Raw genomic sequence first — 18,390 nt, 5'->3', positions numbered from 1 at the left:
CATTCAGACGAATTACCTTGAATTATTGCTCACTTACCTCTTATTGACCTTGCAACTTTAACATTTCAACAAAGTTTATATTAAAGTATTACCTTAAGCTTTGAGTTTTGAAGTCCGCTAAAGCTCAATTATTAAATTTAATTGACTTTTTGGTTTCAAAGCCTTCGCCGCTTAAGCAACATCTTAGCCCAAACGGCTCTACCTCCGTAACCACCTTTTTGAGGTGTTTACTGAAGCGAATCACTATTAACGGAGATGGTATAAAAGGTTGCCTTTGCCTCCTGATTTTCTTACAGGTAAAGCCCCAAGCACTCTGTGCTTTACGGATTATAGTACATCAAATCATACTCCTAACACCAAGATAAGCAATCGCTTATAATTTCCACAGTACAGAGCAAGACAGAACAAAAACGGTTTTCGGAATAACAAAGAAGAAGGAACACCGGAGTATATCTAGAGATATCAACAGGCACTTTTGTATACCTGGGCAAACAATCAGTTTCTACCTGATACTTTAGAGCATTACTTACGATGGGGCAGAAAGCATTCAACTGAGGAAAGCAATTTCATTGCCTTTATTCAACTATCTGACCAACTAGTAATGCCAAACGATTGGAAGTCCATAAGAAGTGGCAAGGAGGCATTTTCAGTAAGCTACCTAAGAATATCTGATCAAAGCCTAAATGAAAAAAGCCTCTTATTCTTGAGAATAAGAGGCTTTAGGAAGTGATCCCGCTGGGATTCGAACCCAGGACCCATACATTAAAAGTGTATTGCTCTACCAGCTGAGCTACAGAATCAGAAATTGAAAGAAGGTGGTAAAAAAAGCCTCCCCGACTGTACATCGGAAAGGCTTTTGGAATCAAGTGATCCCGCTGGGATTCGAACCCAGGACCCATACATTAAAAGTGTATTGCTCTACCAGCTGAGCTACAGAATCTTTTTACTACCTTTGCTAGGAAGGGCGTTTCCCTCATTTGCGATGCAAAAGTATCACCACTTTCTGTAAATGCCAAACATTTTCCGCAAATTCTATGTGCTTTTTTGTGTGTTCTGGTTCTTCGGCACACAACCTATTAGGGCTCAATCACCTACTGCTGCATTGGAGGAAGCAGATTCATTGTTTAACAAGCACAACTATACCCAAGCTCTAAAAATTTACGAGCAGTTGCTCTCCCAGAAGCGCATTTATTCGCCGCAAATGCTTCTAAAAATGGCGTACATCCATGAGGGCTTGCAGCAATACACGCAGTCTATGCACTACCTGCAGTTGTACTACAGCAAGCAACCCAGCAGATCTGTGTTGAGGAAAATGGAAGAGGTAGGGTTGCAGCAGCACCTTTCGGGGTATGAGTACACAGACTGGAACTTCTTCAAAACCCAGTTTTATAAGTATTATACCCAAATTCTGGAAGTGTTGCTGGTGGGGGCGGCCATTATCACTACGCTCCTCGTTATCAGGTGGACCAAGAGAAAGCCCATCAGCACAGAGGCAAAAACCGGACTGCTGCTCTATCTACTTTTTCTCTTCTACTTCGCCAACTTTCTGAGTCTGGACCAGCAAGGAATTATCAGAAACGGGAATGTTCCCATCATGACCGCTCCTTCGGCCGGAGCGGGCCTGGTGGCCACGGTGAGTACGGGCCACAAAGTCAATATTCTGGGAGAGGAAGATATTTGGTACCGAATTGAATGGGAAGACAAAACGGCCTACATCCGGAAAAACAACCTCCTACTTCTTCCGCAGCCGTTGGGCAGCAAAGATTTGTTCTAAGCGCCTTCAAAAGCAAACCTGTTTCGGGGCAGTTCTCCCAAAAACTGCCCCGAAACAGGTTTTATTTGAAAGGAGAATCTGGCTCTTTCTTCATGTGGTTGTACACCAGTTTATCTGTTATACCGGGAAACCATTTGCTTAGGAACACCGTCAGTTTGCCTTGTCCCGTCATCACTAATTCCCGTCTCCGCTTGCGAGTGCCTTCCAAGATGAGGGCCGCCACTTCCTCAGAACTCATCATTTTGCCTTCATCGCGCGGCGACTCCCCCTGCTGACGCCCATCTGCTGCCAAGGCGGTATTTCTAATGTTGGAAGCCGTAAACCCGGGGCAGGCGATCATAACATGTAATCCCTGGTGCAAGGTCTCAGTGCGTAAGGCTCCCAAGAAGCCCTGCATTGCAAATTTAGAGGCTGAATAACCCGTGCGCCCGGGTAAGCCCTGGTAACCGGCAATGGAAGATACCCCAATCACGGACCCTTTGCTTTTCAGGAGGTGTGGCAACGCGTATTTGGTGCAGTACACGGTTCCCCAGAAATTGATGTCCATGAGCTGCCGGATCACATTCAAGTCCACGTCCTGAAACAGCGCCCGCATGCTGATGCCCGCGTTGTTGAGCATCACGTCAATTTTTCCGAACCGGGCGACGGTTTCATCTATCAGCCTACGGCAATCTTCCTCTTTGCTGACATCGCCGGTCACGGCCAGATACTCCACGCCGGCGGCTTTCAGTTCCTGGCCTACTTCCTGCAACTTTTGCGTATTCCGGGCCGAAATCACGATTTTTCCGCCGGCCCGCCCGAACGCCAAGGCGCAGGCCCGCCCAATGCCGGACGATCCGCCGGTGATAATGACAACTTTATCTTTCATGTTCAAATGCTTCTTTTGCCGCAAAGCAGCCGTCGCAAATCTACGATAAGTTTCGCACCATTTTCCTCATCTGGTCACTGCCCATACCGGGGAATGTCATCAACAATCATCCAAGCAACGTGGGGGTAAATGGCACAAAAGCCGTCTTTACTTCTAACCACCTTCACAAAGGTGATTTATCACGTTTCCCATGAAAAAACTTCTTTTCTCCATTGCAACGCTCCTGGGCCTTGCTGCGGATGGTTTCTCCCAAACACCAGCAGGCGCTTCCCTGGAATATCGTCCGGTTCAGTTCTCGGTTACACCTAATTTAAGCTCCAACGGCAGGCAGAGCGAGCAGTATTACACATCCTTTTCCTTCGGGGTGCTGGGCGATAAAAGCGGCGGGGTGAGCGGCCTTCAACTCAGCGGCTTGATCAACCGGAACCGATATTTCTCCAAAGGCTTGCAACTGGCCGGAATCCTCAATACCGTGGGGGCGCTGCCCACCAACTTTTCTGTGCCGCAGCGCCAGAAAGCAGATTCCCTCCTCTCTCCCGAGGCCAGTTTGGAAGGTCTTCAGTTAGGCGGCATTCTGAACTCGGTGGAAGGTGATGTGAACGGAGCGCAGATTGGCGGGGTACTCAATACGGCCACCGGTGTGCTGAACGGCTTGCAACTTGGAGCCATCAACCGGACGAGCCACTCCAAAGGTTTGCAGATGGGCTTGATCAACATCGCCGATTCCAGCAGCGGGGCCACGTTGGGTTTGATCAACATTGTGCGGCGCGGCGGCTACTATCGGGCCGAGGTATGGGCCGGGGAAACCTTTTACGCCAATGGAGCCCTCAAACTGGGAACCCAGAAACTGTACAGCGTTTTCGCGCTGGGTTGGGGTCCGCACGAGGGCAAGCATCATTTCGGGTATGGGTTGGGGCTGGGTTTTCCGGTGAATCCCAAGGGCCTATTTCTGGATGTGCTCATTTACCAGGTGAACGAAAACAAGTTCTGGACCAACGGCTCCAGCAATCTCCTGGAGCAGGTGCGCCTCACCAAAGAGCAGGACTTCGGGAAAGTGGCGCTGCTGTACGGGGCCACGCTCAACGTGTTCGTCTCTAACCGGCGTCCGCTGAAAGTAGGTGAAGATCCGGGCATGAAACTGGAGCCCTGGCCTTTGTTTGAGAACATCTCCCGGCAGTCGCGCGTGGTGGTGTGGCCGGGCATCAACTTGGGTGTCAGATTTAAAAAGATATAGCCTCGTTTTAGGGCTGACTTCCAGAAAAGGGCTCTGAAACGGAACACCGCTATATAAAACGAGATTGCTGCCCAGTATGATGGTCTCTCTGGTTTCCTGTTCCTGAACTCCTCCCCTATTTTTCACAAACTCGTTTCAAGGCTTTTTCCTGAAAAACTCCTTTAAAACGAGTTTACAGGAAAAGACCGCCTAAACAGAAGCTTTGGTCAAGAGGCGGCTGTGCAGAGTTTTCTTTGTAATTTCGCGGCATCGTGAGAAGACACAAGAAAAGAAAAAGCAACTACAACATCCTTCCGCAGCTACACGTGGAAGAGATGGCCGCCGAGGGCAAATGCCTGGCGAGATATGAGAATCTGGTGGTTTTTATCTCTGACGTAGCGCCCGGAGATGTGGTGGACGTCCGTGTGACCAAAGAGAAAAAGAACTTCCTGGAAGCCGTTCCGGTGCATTTCCATACGTATTCAGAGATGCGCACCCAACCGTTCTGCGAGCATTTTGGCGTGTGCGGCGGCTGTAAATGGCAGCATATTCCTTATGACACCCAGCTGTTTTTCAAGCAGAAACAGGTAAATGACAATATTGAGCGCATTGGCAAGATTACCGGCCATGAAATGCTGCCCATCTTGCCATCTGATCGGGTAAGTTTTTACCGAAATAAGCTGGAATTCACGTTCTCAGACAACGCCTGGCTTACCAAAGAGCAGATAGACAGCGGCGAAGAACTTGAACGCAGGGCCTTGGGCTTCCATATTCCGGTGCGGTTTGACAAAATCGTGGACCTGAAGCATTGTTATTTGCAACCGGCTCCGTCTAATGAGATCAGGCTGGCCGTGAAACAGTACGCGCTGGAGCACAACCTGCCGTTTTTTAATCTGGTGAAACAGGAAGGCTTTCTGCGTAACCTCATCATCAGGACCGCCAATACCGGTGATTTGATGGTGATTGTGCAGGTGTTTCAGGACCGCTTAGACTGGCTTCAGCCTTTGCTGGAGTATCTCTTGCAGACTTTTCCGCAGATTACCTCGCTACAGTACGTGGTCAACAACAAGGGCAACGAGACCTTCCATGACCTGGAGGTAGTATGCTACCACGGCGAGCCGTACATTCATGAACAGATGGAAGGTTTGCGTTTCAGAGTTGGGCCGAAGTCTTTTTACCAGACCAACTCAGAGCAGGCCTACAACTTGTATAAACTCACCCGCGAGTTCGCGCTGCTAAACGGCCATGAGACCGTGTATGACCTGTACACCGGGGCGGGTACCATCGCTAACTTCGTGGCCCGTTCGGCGGCGCAGGTGGTAGGCATTGAGTACGTGGCCAGTGCCATCGAGGACGCCAAAATCAACTCACAGATCAACGACATCACCAATACGCATTTCTACGCCGGCGACATGAAAGACGTGCTCACCGACGAGCTCTTCGCCCAACACGGCCGCCCAGACGTGATCATCACTGATCCGCCCCGCGCCGGTATGCACCCAGACGTGGTGAAGAAACTGCTGGAAGTAAAAGCCAACCGCATTGTGTACGTGAGCTGCAACCCGTCTACCCAAGCCCGCGACCTGGAAATGCTCTCTGAGTTGTATGATGTGGTGAAAATTCAGCCGGTAGACATGTTCCCGCAGACGTACCACGTAGAAAGTGTGGCGCTGCTTACGTTGAGAGGATAAACTTCCACTAAGCGGAAAACTTAGCATGCATTTAGGGGCTGTTTTCTGTAAAACGGCCCCTAAATGCATCTCTATACAGAAATATTCGTGATACTTGATACGCCATACGTGCTACCATTATGCAGAACGATCCAGAACTGAACGGCAAATACTTAGGCACCATCACCAAAGACTTCGTGCAGGTGTCAGATACGTTAAAGGAAGCTTCTTACCTCATTAGAAAGCGTGATATTTCCAAGTACCCCATCTTCGTGTTCTCCAAGGAAGTCACAAAGATTGGCGGGCTCATCATTGCCGCCGAGGAGCGCGACCTGGACTGGAACATCAATGCTTCTTACCTGGAAGATTTTGTGGGCCGCAGCTTGGTGCAGGAAGACAAAGTGGAGGATTTCCACCAAGCCTACCGCGATGCCGATGAATATTGCTGCCTCTTTGTGATTGACCGCGATTTTATGAACTTCGTGTTTGTTCCGTACCCGGAGGATTAAGCCGCTTGCATGAACGTACTTTTTGTTTGCAGCCGGAACCAGTGGCGCAGCCCCACCGCCGAGAAGATTTTCCAGAACTTTGCCGGGCATTCGTTTAGGTCAGCGGGTACGTCAGAGAGCGCCCGCATCAAAATCTCTTCAAAACTGATGGACTGGGCCGATTTGATTCTGGTGATGGAGAAAAAGCACAAGCATCTGCTCATATCCAAATACGGAGCTACCGCCCGAGACAAGCAGATACATATCCTGGACATTCCAGATGACTACGCGTTCATGGATGCCGAGCTGGTTGAAATGCTGGAAACTTCTGTGACTCCTTTTTTGGAGGTGGCATCCTAGGCCTTCGTTTTCAGGTTGATTTTTCGGTAGCCACCCTATAAGCATACCTTCTTCTCTCTTTGTCATCCTGAAAGGATCTCGGTGGCGAACGGCAATAGCGTTTATTTACTGCTTTCTAGCTGGACCACAAGATCCTTTCAGGATGACAAAGTAGGTAGTTTAATTTGCCCTACTATTTAATTTGCCCTACTACTTATTACCCAAAGTGATTCCAGCCCTGGGCTTTGATGGGGAACGCATTGCCGCTGGGGGTAACCAAACGCACGCCTTCCCCGGCATCAGTGATGTTCCCGATGATGGTGATGTCTGGATGGTTTCTGATTTTATCGTAATCGGCCATTTTCACGGTGAAGAGTAGTTCGTAGTCTTCGCCACCGTTCAAAATGCAGGTTACCGGGTCCAGTTTGAATTCCTCGGCGGTTTCCAAGGTCTGCTGGTCGGCGGGGAGTTTGTCCTGGTAGATGGCCGCCCCTACCCTGCTCTGGGAGCAGATGTGCAGTAACTCAGAACCCAATCCGTCAGAAATGTCAATCATGGCGGTGGGGTGTACGCCTAATTCTTTCAGTTCATGAATCACATCCATGCGGGCCTCGGGCCGTAGCTGTCTTCCTACCACATAGTCTTTGCCTTCCAGTTCGGGTTGGGTTTCTGGGTCAGCGAGGTAGGCTTGTTTCTCGCGCTCCAATAATTGCAGTCCCAGGTAAGCGCCGCCCAAATCTCCAGTTACGCAAATCAAATCATTCACTTGCGCCGTGCTGCGCAGCACGGCTTTGCCTTTCTCTACTTCGCCCAAAGCCGTGATACTGATCACCAATCCGCCGCGGGAGGCTGTGGTATCGCCGCCCACTAAATCCACTTTGTAGTTTTCACAAGCCAGGCGCATGCCGGCGTACAGTTCTTCCATAGCCTCCACGGTATAGCGCGCGCCAATGGCCAGACTCACCACAATCTGGGTGGGAATGGCGTTCATGGCGGCAATGTCAGACACGTTTACGGCTATCGCTTTGTAGCCCAGGTGCTTGAGGGGGCAGAAGGTGAGGTCAAAGTGCACGTTCTCCACCAGCATGTCTGAGGTGACCACAATCTGCTTCTGACCAGGCTCCAGCACGGCGGCATCATCGCCTATGCCTACTATGGTAGAAGGCTGACTAAGTTCAATGTTTTCCTGCAACCTACGAATCAAACCGAATTCGCCCAGGGTATCTAAAGAAGTATATTCTGACATATTCTATGTACTTATCGTAGTTTTTACTCTAAAAATATAGGAGATATACGTTTTCGTCTTATTTTTAGAAAAACTTGCCTAAAACGCAAAGATAGCTTTTCCCGGGCACCTTTCACATTACGTCTTATGATAGGTACCGGCAGCTTATAAATTTGCGAACAGGCGTTCGCGTTAGTAGCTTTGATTGTAAACAGTACCTCTATGTCCAGCACCCCAATGTCGCGTAAAGAACAGATTGACCAAGTTGCCACTTCTCTCTTCAAATCAAGGGGCTTTGCCGCCACCACCATGCGCGATCTGGCGCTGGAGTTGGGCATTGAAGCCGGAAGCCTGTATTCGCACATTAAGTCAAAGGAAGATATTCTGCAACGCGTCTGCTTTAAAATGGCCGACGAGTTCAACGCGGCCTTTGACGAGGTGAAAAACAAAGACGTTTCTGCCGGCGAGAAACTACGGCTGGCCATTGCGGCGCACGTGCGGGTATTGACCAAAAACCCACAGGCGGCGGGCGTTTTCCTGAACGAGTGGCGTCACTTAAGCGAACCTTCTCTGGGCAAATTCCATGACATGCGTTTCCAGTACGAAGAAAGCCTGCGGGAGATTGTGCGCGAAGGCATCGCCAACGGCGAGTTCAAGGTGACCGATGAAAAGTTTGTGGTGCTTACGCTGCTCTCCAGTTTGAACTGGCTGCACATGTGGTACAAGCCCGAAGGCAAAATGAGCCCCGACGAGATTGCGGAGTTCCTTTCCAACCTGTTGCTCAACGGCCTTAAAAACTTCTAACGGAGCTGTCTTCTTCGGTTTTCTATACTTTTGCGGGCATTGCGGCGTTTTCTGGCGAACGTTGTTACACGCGCCTGTTTTCTCTTTTAACGGAGAAGAAATAACCTCCGCAAGCTGGCGGGTTGTAACGGGAAAGGGGACTGTTACGTTTGCAGGGTGTCTGGCCTATAGGTTCAGGCTTGCAAAACGGGTTCCCACCTGTCTTCCTTACACCAGAAATCATGAAAAAAAGTATCTTCTTTGGACTATCTGTGGCGCTGATCATGAGTTTGGCCGGCTGTTCCAAAGACACCGGGAAAGCTGGTCCGCTGGCCCGCCCTATTTCCGATGAACAGTTAAAGCACGAACTCACCATGCTTTCAGACACCCTCACCGGGAAATGGAACGTGATGATGCGGAGCGACAGCATCAAGACCCAGCAGATGGAAGAAATGCTGGCCGCTATTCCGCCGGGAGCCATTGAAGCCCCACAGCGCGCCGCGCTGCAACAAGCCATCCGGCGGCTTCAGACGCTGCGTTATGACCGCAACTCGGTGCGCGACTCTAACCGCATTGATGTCTATGATGCCGCCCAGGATTCGGTTTGGACCGCTTTGCGTGCCTTTTTACCAGAAAACGGTCCTACCGGCGTGGCGCTCGTAGACTCTCTGAACCAATCTATTTCTGAACAGCAGACGCAAGCCATCTTTTACCGGGGCGGCTATGACCAGACGGCCAAAGAGCTGAACACGCTGCTGCGCCGCTACAAAAAACAAATCCCGAAACTAGGCAAACCTTATGACACCCTGCAACCGGCTCCGCTGTTTCAATGGGTAGACAAAGATGCCAAACCAACGGATGAAGAGGAAGCGCAGTAATGCTGCTACCGAAAAAGGAAATCAACGAAGAACAAAGACAAAGAAACAATACATTATTTTGTCATCCTGAAAGGATCTTGGTAGCGTACGGTAATTGCGTTCCATTATAGCTATTCTAGTTCGCTACCAAGATCCTTTCAGGATGACAATAGATTATCAAGTAATTCTAGGCCTGTACTCATTTTAAATGAAAGGAGCCTAAAAACGGGAAAGCCTCAGAAGATGATTGATTCTGAGGCTTTCCCGTTTTTAGGCTCCTTTCGGAAATAAAGGTTGATAATAGAGCTGCTTACCCTAACTGCTCCAATTCATCCTTGACGAAATCTACCAAGGTTTGAATGTAGTCACTGGAGAAATCAAAACGGATACTGGCAGCGGCGTAGATTTCGCCAATGGTGGCGGTGTAGCCTAGGCTGAGGGCTTTTTTGTAACCTTCCAGCGCGGCTTCGGGTTCGGTTTTGTAACGTTTCCAGACGGCAACGGCTCCTAACTGGGCCATGGCGTATTCTATGTAATAGAACGGTACTTCATAGAGGTGCAACTGCTTTTGCCACATGTACGGTTTAATGTGCTCCAAGCCCGTCCAATCCACTTCCTGCAGGTTGAACTCCTCAAAAATACGCACCCAGTTCTCATGGCGCTCTTCTACGCTGTGGTTTGGGTTCTCGTACACCCAGTGCTGAAACTTGTCAATGGTAGCCACCCACGGAAATGTCTCCAGCACCCCTTCCAGATGCTGCCGTTTGGCGCGCAACAGATCCTCCTGGTTGGGGAAGAAAATATCCCAGTGGTCAATGGTGAGCAATTCCATGGACATAGACGCCAATTCTGCCACCTCAGACGGTGGGTGTTTGGCGGCGTTCAGGGGCAGGTCACGGGTTAGGAAAGAATGAACGGCATGGCCACCCTCGTGTAGCAAGGTCACTACATCGCGGAGCGAAGAGGTGGCATTCATGAAGATGAACGGTACGCCAATCTCATCCAACGGATAATTATACCCTCCCGGCGCTTTCCCCTTGCGGGATTCCAGGTCCAGATGGCCCATCTCGCGCATGGTCACCAGGCAATCGCCTAAGAAAGAATCCAGGCGGTAGAAGCAGGCAATGGTTTGGGAAAGCAGTTCCTCGCCGGTCTTGAAAGGCTCCAGCGGCGGCAACTGGCTAGGATCTACGTCCATGTCCCAAGGCCGCAAGGTATCTACGCCTAAAAGTTCTTTGTGCTTCTGCTCAATTGCCCGCGTTACGGGTACCACTTTCTCTTTAATGGCTTGGTGGAAGGAGAATGTGTCTTCAGGACCATAGTCAAACCTACCCAAGGCAGCAAACATGTAATCGCGGAAGTTGCTGCAACCGGCGTTCACGGCTACCTGGTGGCGCAGTTGCACCAGCTCCGTGAACAGATCATCCAGCTTTTCTTTGTCTTCCAGCCTACGGGTCTGAATGGCCAGGTACGCTTCTTCGCGCACGGCACGGTCTGTTTGTTTCAGGCGGTCAGCGGCGCGTTGCAGGGTCATTTCCTCCCCGTCTAGGGTCACCATCATGGCCCCAGCAATGGCGCCGTACTGCTGTTGTTTGGTGCTAATTTCGGTCTGCAGCGGTATATTCTCTTCCCGGAACAGTTCTATGGCCCGCCGAACTCCCCGCAGGTAAATGCGGTATTTCTCTTCGTCCAGTCCGTCAATGTAAGGCGATTCTACCAGTTTGCGGTTGAAGGCATCATCATAGGGAGAGGCTTTGGGCTCAATCTCGGTCACAAAGAACTGGAACGCTTGGGTAAGCGCCTCGTCCTGCGTGTCACAGGTCATCTTGATGTATCGCCAGGCCAGGTTCTCAGAGAGCACGCTCTCCAGTTCGCTGCGGTCAGCAATCCATTTTTCCAGATCTGCCTGCGACTGCAGTTCGCGGTTTTTCAGTTCCTCAAAGTACGTTTCCAGCGACTCCCAATCCTTCACCTCAAAATTGGCGGGGATGTACTGGCGGGTTTTGCGTTCCGGTAACGCAAGCGTTTGGGAGGTATTTTCCATAGAGTAGGACAAAAACGATTAACCAATCTCAATCACTACATCGGCGGTGAGGGGATGGCCAACGCAATTTAAAACGTATCCATGGGCAATTTCAGCATCTGACAAGCCTTCGCGCTCATCTAAATGCACGCGGCCACTCAGGCATTTACCCATACAGGCGGTACATAAACCCGCCTGGCAGGAATAGGGCAAATCAATATCGGCTCTTAAACCGGCCTCCAGAATGGTCTCCGTGGGTTTCACCTCTACCTGGTATTCTTCGCCTTCATACCGAATAGTCACGGTACGGGTAATGATCTCGTCAGATTCCGGGGCGGCGCTGACATCGGCGCCGTGCTCTTCTGAGGCGGTGGGAGCGGTGAAACTTTCTTTGTAGACCTGGTTGGCGGGTACGCCTTTGAAGTGAAGGGCTTCCTTCACTTCATTCATCATGCCTTCAGGACCGCAAATGTAAAAACTCTCCTGCTGGAAACCGGGCACTTTCAAGTCGTCTAACAGGCGCAGTACCATAGAACGGTCTAACAGGCCAATGTGCTCCTGCTTTTCGGTGGCATCTACCAGAGCCTCGTTAAACACATGCACCAGCTTGAATTGCTCAGGATGCTGCTGCTCCAGTTGGGCCAATTGGTCTTTGAAAATGACAGATTCTACGTTCCGGTTTCCGTAAATGAGAGTGACGCGGCTTTGGGGCTCGTATTTAAGCGTGCTTTTGAGCATAGACAGCAGCGGTGTGATGCCGCTACCGCCGCCAAACAGATAAATATGGCGCTTCTGCGTAGCCTCAGGCTTCAGGACGAAATTCCCCAACGGGGCCATTACTTCAATGGTCTGGCCCACCTGGGCATTGTCTGCCAGAAAGTTAGACATAAGGCCGCCTTCTACCCGCTTCACGGTCACCGAAAAGTAAGGCTCTTCCGGAATGCTGCACAACGAATACGATCTGCGCACCTTAATTCCGTTTACGGGTACAATCAAGGTCAAAAACTGTCCCGGTATGTAGGGGATATTCTTTTTATCTGGATGGTCTAGATGAAGGGTGATGGCGTCTGACGTCTCTTGCGTGATGTCCACCACTTTCATGTTGAAATAAGCGTTGCTCATAGTGTTTATACGAAAAACGAAGGTGTTTCGGGTTGACTAACTTTTAATATGGGAGGAAAGTTACAACATTTCAGAAACCAACCCGAACTTAGCTTAAAAAAAGCAATCGTACGTTTGTTTTTCCTGTATCTTTCCTTTTCATTTCCCCCTAAATTTACGTTTTTGCCCCCGTTTATGGAAAATGCTTCCAAACTGATTTCGCTCCTGCCGGCCCACACTTCTTCCTTCGCCCCTATTCTAGACCATGACCTGAACGCAGAAGATGTGGATCGCCTGGATTTAACGTCTGCCAACGCGGCCCTGCTCCAGACCGACCTGCGCGACACCGCTTCTTTTGAGCAGTTTGTCTTGGAGATGCTTCGCCAGAAAAACGCTCAGATAGGTGTAGGTGGTTATTTTGAAAACCGAGTTATTTACCGCCGCAGCGAGCACTTTGAAGGGTCTGAAGAATCCCGGTCTGTGCATCTGGGGGTTGACATCTGGGCTCCGGCGGGCATTCCTATCTATGCACCCGCAGCCGGTACCGTGCACAGTTTCCAGGACAACGCCAATTTTGGGGATTACGGCCCCACCATCATTTTAGCGCATGACGTGGAGGGAATTCCCTTCTATACTTTGTACGGTCACCTCAGCCGCACTTCTCTGGACGGGTTGTACGCGGGCAAACCCATTGCTGCCGGAGAACAGGTAGCCACCATGGGTCCTTACCCAGAAAACGGTAACTGGCCGCCGCACCTGCACTTCCAACTCATGACCGATCTCCTGGGCAAGTCAGGTGATTTTCCGGGGGTATGCGCGCCTTCTGAGGAGGCGTTTTACCGCCAGATTTGCCTTGATCCTAATTTGATTTTGCGGTCACGGCATTTGGGGTAGAAGTGCTTTATATTCACCTTTTTCAGCTGTTTTTCAGAATTTAAGTCAATTTCAATTGCTTTATGTTTGACTCAGAACGCCTCTTAATCAGTTTACAAGACTTTGCGGTGCTGTATGGCATTAAGATTCTGGTGGCCATTTTCATCTTATTAATCGGCCTTTGGCTGATACGCCGCATCACAGCGTTCTCCTATGCTTTGATGACGCGCAAAAACGTGGACCCATCTTTACGCCCGTTCCTGAAGAACATTCTCAACATTGTGTTGTTGGTAATGCTCATCATGATTGTGATTGCCCAGGTAGGTTTGGAGATCACGTCGTTCGTGGCATTACTGGGTTCGGCGGGTTTGGCGGTGGGTTTAGCCTTGCAGGGAAGTTTGTCCAACTTTGCGGGTGGTGTGCTGATTCTGGCCGTTAAACCCTTTAGGGTGGGTGATTTTATTGAGGCGCAGGGCCAGAAAGGAACGGTTTCCCTCATCAACATCTTCAATACCGTGATCACCACCGAAGACCACAAAACTATTTACCTCCCTAATGGGCCGCTGGCCTCCTCAGTAGTGGTGAATTATGATGTGGAGAATCACCGCCGCCTAGAAGTTTCTTACACCATAGATGCCGCGGTTCCGCTTTCAAACGTACGGGCCATACTACAGCGCATTATTTCCACCGATGAACGAATTGTGAAGGAGCCGGAAGCGACGATAGGCGTGGAGAAACTGGCCGGGCAGACCATGACCTTGTCGGTGAAGGTGTGGGTGGAACGTGGCAACTACCGTTTTGAGCAAGTGTCTGCGTCTTTAAACGAAAAGGTGAAAGAAGCTTTTGACCAGGCAGGAATCGCCTTTAAATAAACGCTGAAACGTAGCAGAAAGCAAAACCGGGCGGCCTCAACGACTCCTAGATGCAAGGGCAATTCAAAAATTCTTCCAAACCAAATCGCCCTGCTTTAGGCCCACTTTCTCTAAAATGGTCCTAAAACAGGGCGATTTGGTTTAATCAAATTTAATGGCTTTTACCGGATGGATGCGGGAGATGAGCAGCGTGGGTAACAGGATGGACAACATGGTTAAGATGAACGTGATGCCGTTGATGCCTACCCAGATGCGCCAGTCCCAATGAATGGGTACGGTGTCCATGTAGTAGTTCTCTGGGTCTAGCGGAATGAGGTGGAAGTAATCTTGCACGCCGCAGAAAAGCAGAGCCAACAGGTTTCCGCCGATGAGCCCGGCAATGGTCAGGCGTAGGCCGCGGTGCAGGAAAATACCCCTTATCTGTCCATTGGTGGCACCCATAGCTTTTAAGGCGCCAATCATGTTGGTGCGCTCCAAGATCATGATAAACAGCGTGGAAACCATGTTGAACGTAGCCACAAACACAATCAAGACCAGGAAGATAATGACGTTGCGCTTGAGCAGTTCCAGCCAGTCGAAGAGTTGGGCGTAGGTATCGGTGATTTTCTCCAACTGTAAATCGTAGTTCATTTTGTCGAAGACCTGACTGGTGACGGTATCAATCTGGGTGAAATCATTGAGCAGGATTTCGTAACCGCCCACCAGTGTATCGGGCCATTGGTTCAGGTCACGAATTTGCTGTAGGTCACCCAACACGTACACGTTGTCAAATTCCTCCAGGCCGGTCTTGAAGATGCCTTTCACTTCAAAGCGGCGCATGCGCGGCGGATTCTGGATGAAGTAGAACAGCACCTTCTCCCCCACTTTCAGGCGAAGTTTATCGGCCATGAGCTGGCTCATCATGATCTGGTTGGAAGCGGCGGTGTCATTGAATTCCATCAGGGAGCCCGAGACCAGATTGGCTTTCATCCCCCGGAAATCATAGGTCGTGTCCACGCCTTTCAAGACCACGCCCAGCACCTCGTCTTCGGTTTTAATAATAGCCGTTTTACGCGCGAAGGGCTGCAAATGCGCCACGCCGGGTATGTTTTTGTAGTCGCCCAGGCCGGTGGACGTACCCATGGGGTAACCCTCAAACGAGTTATTGGTGTCAAATTTGCTAATTTGCAGATGCCCGCCAAAACTGAAGATCTTTTCCTGAATCTCGTAGCGAAAGCCTTCCAGAATGGCAAAGGACACAATCATGATGGCAATGCCCAGTCCTACGCTGAACTTTGCTATTTTTGTGACCGAGGCGGTAAAAGAGTCTGAACGGGCGCCAGACAAACGGCTGGCAATGTATCGGGAAAGATTCACTTCGTCTATTTTGTGCTTAAAGATAGCTATCTGTTCTTAAACTAAACCTATGCTCCCACTTCTCCTCCGTGCGGCGGTGCTCTGTGCTACGCTGGCCATCAGCCCCCAACCTGTTCCAGCGGCTAGTCCGGCGGTCAGCAGCTCCAGTTCCATGACAGTTCATGCTCCTGAGCGTACGTCGCCAGAAGAGGCACTCCTCCTAACGGGCGCACAGCAGACAGAGTTATATTTGCCCTACCTCCAAGGCAAACGCGTGGGAATGGTGGTGAACCAGACCTCTACCATAGGCAAAACGCACTTAGTGGATACGCTTTTAAGCCGAGGTGTCAAAATCACGATGATTTTCGCGCCCGAGCATGGTTTCAGAGGCGATGCCGATGCCGGTGCCCACATCAGCAACTCCACCGATTCCCGGACGGGCCTGCCCATTCTTTCCTTGTATGGCAGCAACAAAAAACCATCGGCGGAGCAGCTCAAGAATGTAGATGTGCTTTTGTTCGATATTCAGGATGTGGGCGTTCGGTTCTACACCTACAGCAGCACCATGCATTACGTGATGGAAGCCTGCGCTGAGCAAAACAAACCCGTACTGCTTTTAGATAGGCCCAACCCTATTGGCTATTTGATTGACGGACCGGTGCTAAAGCCCCAATTCAAATCTTTTGTGGGCATGAACACCATTCCCATTGCCCACGGATTAACCTTGGGTGAATATGCAAAGATGATCAATGGCGAAAAATGGCTCAAAAACGGAGTTCAGGCAGAAGTAAAAACAATTCCGGTGAAAGGCTACACGCACAAGATGTTCTACTCACTGCCCATCAAACCATCGCCTAACCTGCCCAATGACCAGTCTATTAAGCTGTACCCGTTTCTGTGCCTGTTTGAAGGAACTACGGTAAGCCAGGGCCGGGGCACGCACACGCCGTTTCAGGTGATTGGCGCGCCGTATTACCCTGATAAATCTTTCTCCTTTACTCCAGTGTCCATTCCCGGCATGTCCATGGAGCCACCGTACAAGAACCAGGTCTGCTACGGAAAAGACCTGACCAACCTGAAACTGAAGGAGAACTTTACTCTGAGCTATTTACTGGACTTTTACCAGAAATCGGGGCAAAAGGAGAAGTTCTTCAACAACTTCTTCAAAAGCCTGGCCGGAACCGATGAACTGCAGAAACAGATCATGGCCGGTCTGAGCGAAAAAGAAATACGAGCCTCCTGGAAAACCGACTTAGAGGCCTACAAGAAAATGCGCAAGCAGTACCTGCTTTACCCAGACTTTGAATAAACCATGCGGAAAGAAGACCTCCGGATTATCTTTATGGGCACCCCAGACTTTGCGGTGCCCGCCCTTCAGGCCTTAGTGGAACACAACTGGAACGTAGTGGCCGTGATTACCGCGCCAGACAAACCCGCTGGCCGAGGCCTTAAACTGGTTCATTCGCCGGTGAAGGAAGTGGCCCTACAGCACAATTTGCCCGTTCTACAGCCCACCAACCTCAAAGACCCAGCCTTTCAGGAAGAGCTTAGAAGTTACCAAGCCAGCCTGCAAGTGATTGTGGCCTTCCGGATGCTGCCCGAAGCCGTTTGGAACATGCCGGAACTAGGCTCGCTCAACATCCATGCTTCCCTGTTGCCACACTACCGCGGAGCCGCCCCTATCAACTGGGCGCTCATCCACGGCGACAAAGAAACCGGCGTTACCTCCTTTTTCCTGCAACACGAAATTGATACCGGCGACATCATTCTCCAGAAAAAAGTAGCCATTGCCCCCGAAGACAATTTCGGAACGTTATACGAAAAGCTGAAACACGCCGGTGCCGACCTGTTGCTGGAAACCGTAACCGCCATTGTGGAAGAGCGCGTGCAGCCGTATCCGCAGCCGCAGCCCGAGGAACCCTTGCGCATGGCTCCTAAGATTTTCAAACAGACTTGTCAGATAGATTGGAACCGACCAGCGCCGCAGGTACATAACTTCATCAGAGGTTTGTCGCCCTACCCTGCCGCCTGGACCATTCTGGAAGAGAAGCAGTTCAAAGTGTTTTCGGGCCAGGTTCTGGAAAACGCCGCTGAAACGGAGCCTGGTTCTTACTCCACCGATGGCAAAACCTATTTGCACGTTCAATGCGGCCACGGAACAGCCTACGCCATAGAAGAATTGCAGATGGAAGGTAAAAAGCGGATGAAGATCCAGGACTTTTTGCGAGGTTTCACTTTTCAGCACGCCGTATGATCGCCTTAGTAGTAGCCATCGCCGAGAACCGCGTCATCGGGAAAGACAACCAGCTCATCTGGCATTTGCCCAAAGACCTCCAGCATTTCAAGAAACTAACCCTGGGTCACCCCATGGTCATGGGCCGAAAAACGTTTGAAGCCATTGGGAAACCCTTGCCCGGCCGTACCTCCATCATCGTCACCCACCAACCTGATTATGCCGCTCCCGAAGGCTGCATTGTTACTTCTTCCCTGGAAAAAGCCCTGGAACACGGCTTGGCGCTGGACGAACACGTGATGGTAGTAGGCGGTGGCGAAATTTACAAACAAGCCCTGCCCCTGGCCGAAGTAGTCTATCTCACCCTGGTTCATGAGTCCTTTGAAGGCGATGTCTTTTTCCCAGACCTGGAAGCCGATGCATGGGAAGTGACAGACCAGGAGGAGCATTTACCAGACGAGAAACACGCCTACCCTTTTACGTTCTTCACCTTCCGAAGGAAAGCCGGTTTCAGTCAGAATTAAGAGTCCTGCTTCAGTGCTTTCCCCGTTTAGAGGTTATTTTGATGAAAGTTCGCCTAAAACAGGAAGCTTGGTTGAGCATCTGAATGTTCACTGGCTTTGGTCTGCGTTTTGGCTTATTCTTCAAGAAAGAGGCCTTAAACAGTTGCCCCAGCTATAGCAGTCAGTAACGTATACATCCATCTTCACAATCCCGGTAAAAGAAAACGCCTGCT

At 50.4% G+C, this 18,390-nt stretch carries 17 protein-coding genes and 2 tRNA genes; 12 read left to right on the top strand and 7 right to left on the bottom strand.

Annotated features, from left to right (window positions below; genetic code table 11):
• Window positions 1–727: 727 nt before the first annotated feature.
• Window positions 728–800, bottom strand: a tRNA-Lys gene (locus ACY0JR_RS06340).
• A gap of 67 nt (window positions 801–867) precedes the next feature.
• Window positions 868–940: transfer RNA gene (locus tag ACY0JR_RS06335), tRNA-Lys, on the bottom strand.
• A 69-nt stretch (window positions 941–1,009) separates the two neighbouring features.
• On the opposite strand from ACY0JR_RS06335, the gene ACY0JR_RS06330 reads away from it, so the two are divergent.
• Window positions 1,010–1,774: an SH3 domain-containing protein gene (locus ACY0JR_RS06330; protein WP_462633100.1), complete on the top strand. Its 765-nt coding sequence runs from the start codon at window positions 1,010–1,012 to the stop codon at window positions 1,772–1,774.
• 61 nt (window positions 1,775–1,835) lie between these two features.
• Here ACY0JR_RS06330 and ACY0JR_RS06325 read toward each other — a convergent pair whose 3' ends face one another.
• Window positions 1,836–2,642, bottom strand: a complete 807-nt coding sequence (locus tag ACY0JR_RS06325) for an SDR family oxidoreductase (RefSeq protein ID WP_462633099.1) — start codon at window positions 2,640–2,642, stop codon at window positions 1,836–1,838.
• Between the two features lie 190 nt (window positions 2,643–2,832).
• Between ACY0JR_RS06325 and ACY0JR_RS06320 the strand changes: the two genes are divergently transcribed.
• The 4 genes from ACY0JR_RS06320 to ACY0JR_RS06305 all read left to right on the top strand — a co-directional run bounded on the left by ACY0JR_RS06320 (window position 2,833) and on the right by ACY0JR_RS06305 (window position 6,373).
• Entirely contained in the window at window positions 2,833–3,876 is a 1,044-nt protein-coding gene (locus tag ACY0JR_RS06320) for an LA_2272 family surface repeat-containing protein (RefSeq protein WP_462633098.1), read from the top strand.
• A 251-nt stretch (window positions 3,877–4,127) separates the two neighbouring features.
• Window positions 4,128–5,546, top strand: a complete 1,419-nt coding sequence (gene rlmD / locus ACY0JR_RS06315; RefSeq protein WP_462633097.1) for a 23S rRNA (uracil(1939)-C(5))-methyltransferase RlmD — start codon at window positions 4,128–4,130, stop codon at window positions 5,544–5,546.
• Window positions 5,547–5,665: 119 nt separating this feature from the next.
• Window positions 5,666–6,034, top strand: a complete 369-nt coding sequence (locus ACY0JR_RS06310) for a hypothetical protein (protein ID WP_462633096.1) — start codon at window positions 5,666–5,668, stop codon at window positions 6,032–6,034.
• A gap of 9 nt (window positions 6,035–6,043) precedes the next feature.
• On the top strand, window positions 6,044–6,373 hold the full coding sequence (locus ACY0JR_RS06305; protein WP_462633095.1) for a low molecular weight protein tyrosine phosphatase family protein: 330 nt from the start codon (window positions 6,044–6,046) through the stop codon (window positions 6,371–6,373).
• A 196-nt stretch (window positions 6,374–6,569) separates the two neighbouring features.
• On the opposite strand, the gene thiL is transcribed toward ACY0JR_RS06305, so the two are convergent.
• A complete protein-coding gene (gene thiL, locus ACY0JR_RS06300; RefSeq protein ID WP_462633094.1) occupies window positions 6,570–7,598 on the bottom strand; it encodes a thiamine-phosphate kinase in 1,029 nt (342 codons plus the stop codon).
• A 201-nt stretch (window positions 7,599–7,799) separates the two neighbouring features.
• Here thiL and ACY0JR_RS06295 point away from each other — a divergent pair, with 201 nt between their 5' ends.
• The gene (locus ACY0JR_RS06295; protein ID WP_462633093.1) at window positions 7,800–8,381 is read left to right on the top strand and encodes a TetR/AcrR family transcriptional regulator; all 582 of its coding nucleotides are present in this window, start codon (window positions 7,800–7,802) and stop codon (window positions 8,379–8,381) included.
• Between the two features lie 221 nt (window positions 8,382–8,602).
• On the top strand, window positions 8,603–9,238 hold the full coding sequence (locus tag ACY0JR_RS06290; RefSeq protein ID WP_462633092.1) for a hypothetical protein: 636 nt from the start codon (window positions 8,603–8,605) through the stop codon (window positions 9,236–9,238).
• A gap of 289 nt (window positions 9,239–9,527) precedes the next feature.
• Here the strand turns inward: ACY0JR_RS06290 and ACY0JR_RS06285 are convergent, their stop codons facing one another.
• Together ACY0JR_RS06285 and ACY0JR_RS06280 are read right to left on the bottom strand one after the other, a co-directional pair.
• Entirely contained in the window at window positions 9,528–11,261 is a 1,734-nt protein-coding gene (locus tag ACY0JR_RS06285) for a M3 family oligoendopeptidase (protein WP_462633091.1), read from the bottom strand.
• 18 nt (window positions 11,262–11,279) lie between these two features.
• Window positions 11,280–12,362, bottom strand: coding sequence for an FAD-binding oxidoreductase (locus tag ACY0JR_RS06280; RefSeq protein WP_462633090.1), 1,083 nt, complete (start codon window positions 12,360–12,362; stop codon window positions 11,280–11,282).
• 174 nt (window positions 12,363–12,536) lie between these two features.
• Here ACY0JR_RS06280 and ACY0JR_RS06275 point away from each other — a divergent pair, with 174 nt between their 5' ends.
• Window positions 12,537–13,235, top strand: a complete 699-nt coding sequence (locus ACY0JR_RS06275) for a peptidoglycan DD-metalloendopeptidase family protein (protein ID WP_462633089.1) — start codon at window positions 12,537–12,539, stop codon at window positions 13,233–13,235.
• Between the two features lie 62 nt (window positions 13,236–13,297).
• Window positions 13,298–14,086, top strand: coding sequence for a mechanosensitive ion channel family protein (locus ACY0JR_RS06270; RefSeq protein ID WP_462633088.1), 789 nt, complete (start codon window positions 13,298–13,300; stop codon window positions 14,084–14,086).
• A gap of 141 nt (window positions 14,087–14,227) precedes the next feature.
• Here the strand turns inward: ACY0JR_RS06270 and ACY0JR_RS06265 are convergent, their stop codons facing one another.
• Window positions 14,228–15,442, bottom strand: a complete 1,215-nt coding sequence (locus tag ACY0JR_RS06265; protein ID WP_462633087.1) for an ABC transporter permease — start codon at window positions 15,440–15,442, stop codon at window positions 14,228–14,230.
• Between the two features lie 49 nt (window positions 15,443–15,491).
• Between ACY0JR_RS06265 and ACY0JR_RS06260 the strand changes: the two genes are divergently transcribed.
• The 3 genes from ACY0JR_RS06260 to ACY0JR_RS06250 are packed head-to-tail and all read left to right on the top strand — an operon-like array spanning window position 15,492 to window position 18,178.
• A complete protein-coding gene (locus ACY0JR_RS06260) occupies window positions 15,492–16,730 on the top strand; it encodes an exo-beta-N-acetylmuramidase NamZ family protein (protein WP_462633086.1) in 1,239 nt (412 codons plus the stop codon).
• 3 nt (window positions 16,731–16,733) lie between these two features.
• Window positions 16,734–17,675 (top strand): methionyl-tRNA formyltransferase, encoded by a 942-nt coding sequence (gene fmt / locus ACY0JR_RS06255; RefSeq protein WP_462633085.1) that lies wholly within the window; start codon window positions 16,734–16,736, stop codon window positions 17,673–17,675.
• On the top strand, window positions 17,672–18,178 hold the full coding sequence (locus ACY0JR_RS06250; RefSeq protein WP_462633084.1) for a dihydrofolate reductase: 507 nt from the start codon (window positions 17,672–17,674) through the stop codon (window positions 18,176–18,178). Before fmt ends, ACY0JR_RS06250 begins: the two co-directional genes overlap by 4 nt.
• Window positions 18,179–18,390: the final 212 nt, after the last annotated feature.

Source organism: Rufibacter sp. JT3400010 (assembly GCF_054956755.1).
The sequence above is the reverse complement of the archived record's forward strand: the minus strand, read 5'-3'. Positions and strand labels throughout refer to the sequence as shown.

Excerpts from the sequence above, each read along its gene's own strand:
- ACY0JR_RS06330 (WP_462633100.1), top strand. The coding sequence starts at position 1,010 with ATGCCAAACATTTTCCGCAAATTCTATGTGCTTTTTTGTGTGTTCTGG.
- ACY0JR_RS06325 (WP_462633099.1), bottom strand. The coding sequence starts at position 2,642 with ATGAAAGATAAAGTTGTCATTATCACCGGCGGATCGTCCGGCATTGGG.
- ACY0JR_RS06320 (WP_462633098.1), top strand. The coding sequence starts at position 2,833 with ATGAAAAAACTTCTTTTCTCCATTGCAACGCTCCTGGGCCTTGCTGCG.
- ACY0JR_RS06310 (WP_462633096.1), top strand. The coding sequence starts at position 5,666 with ATGCAGAACGATCCAGAACTGAACGGCAAATACTTAGGCACCATCACC.
- ACY0JR_RS06305 (WP_462633095.1), top strand. The coding sequence starts at position 6,044 with ATGAACGTACTTTTTGTTTGCAGCCGGAACCAGTGGCGCAGCCCCACC.
- thiL (WP_462633094.1), bottom strand. The coding sequence starts at position 7,598 with ATGTCAGAATATACTTCTTTAGATACCCTGGGCGAATTCGGTTTGATT.
- ACY0JR_RS06295 (WP_462633093.1), top strand. The coding sequence starts at position 7,800 with ATGTCCAGCACCCCAATGTCGCGTAAAGAACAGATTGACCAAGTTGCC.
- ACY0JR_RS06290 (WP_462633092.1), top strand. The coding sequence starts at position 8,603 with ATGAAAAAAAGTATCTTCTTTGGACTATCTGTGGCGCTGATCATGAGT.
- ACY0JR_RS06285 (WP_462633091.1), bottom strand. The coding sequence starts at position 11,261 with ATGGAAAATACCTCCCAAACGCTTGCGTTACCGGAACGCAAAACCCGC.
- ACY0JR_RS06280 (WP_462633090.1), bottom strand. The coding sequence starts at position 12,362 with ATGAGCAACGCTTATTTCAACATGAAAGTGGTGGACATCACGCAAGAG.
- ACY0JR_RS06275 (WP_462633089.1), top strand. The coding sequence starts at position 12,537 with ATGGAAAATGCTTCCAAACTGATTTCGCTCCTGCCGGCCCACACTTCT.
- ACY0JR_RS06270 (WP_462633088.1), top strand. The coding sequence starts at position 13,298 with ATGTTTGACTCAGAACGCCTCTTAATCAGTTTACAAGACTTTGCGGTG.
- ACY0JR_RS06260 (WP_462633086.1), top strand. The coding sequence starts at position 15,492 with ATGCTCCCACTTCTCCTCCGTGCGGCGGTGCTCTGTGCTACGCTGGCC.
- fmt (WP_462633085.1), top strand. The coding sequence starts at position 16,734 with ATGCGGAAAGAAGACCTCCGGATTATCTTTATGGGCACCCCAGACTTT.
- ACY0JR_RS06250 (WP_462633084.1), top strand. The coding sequence starts at position 17,672 with ATGATCGCCTTAGTAGTAGCCATCGCCGAGAACCGCGTCATCGGGAAA.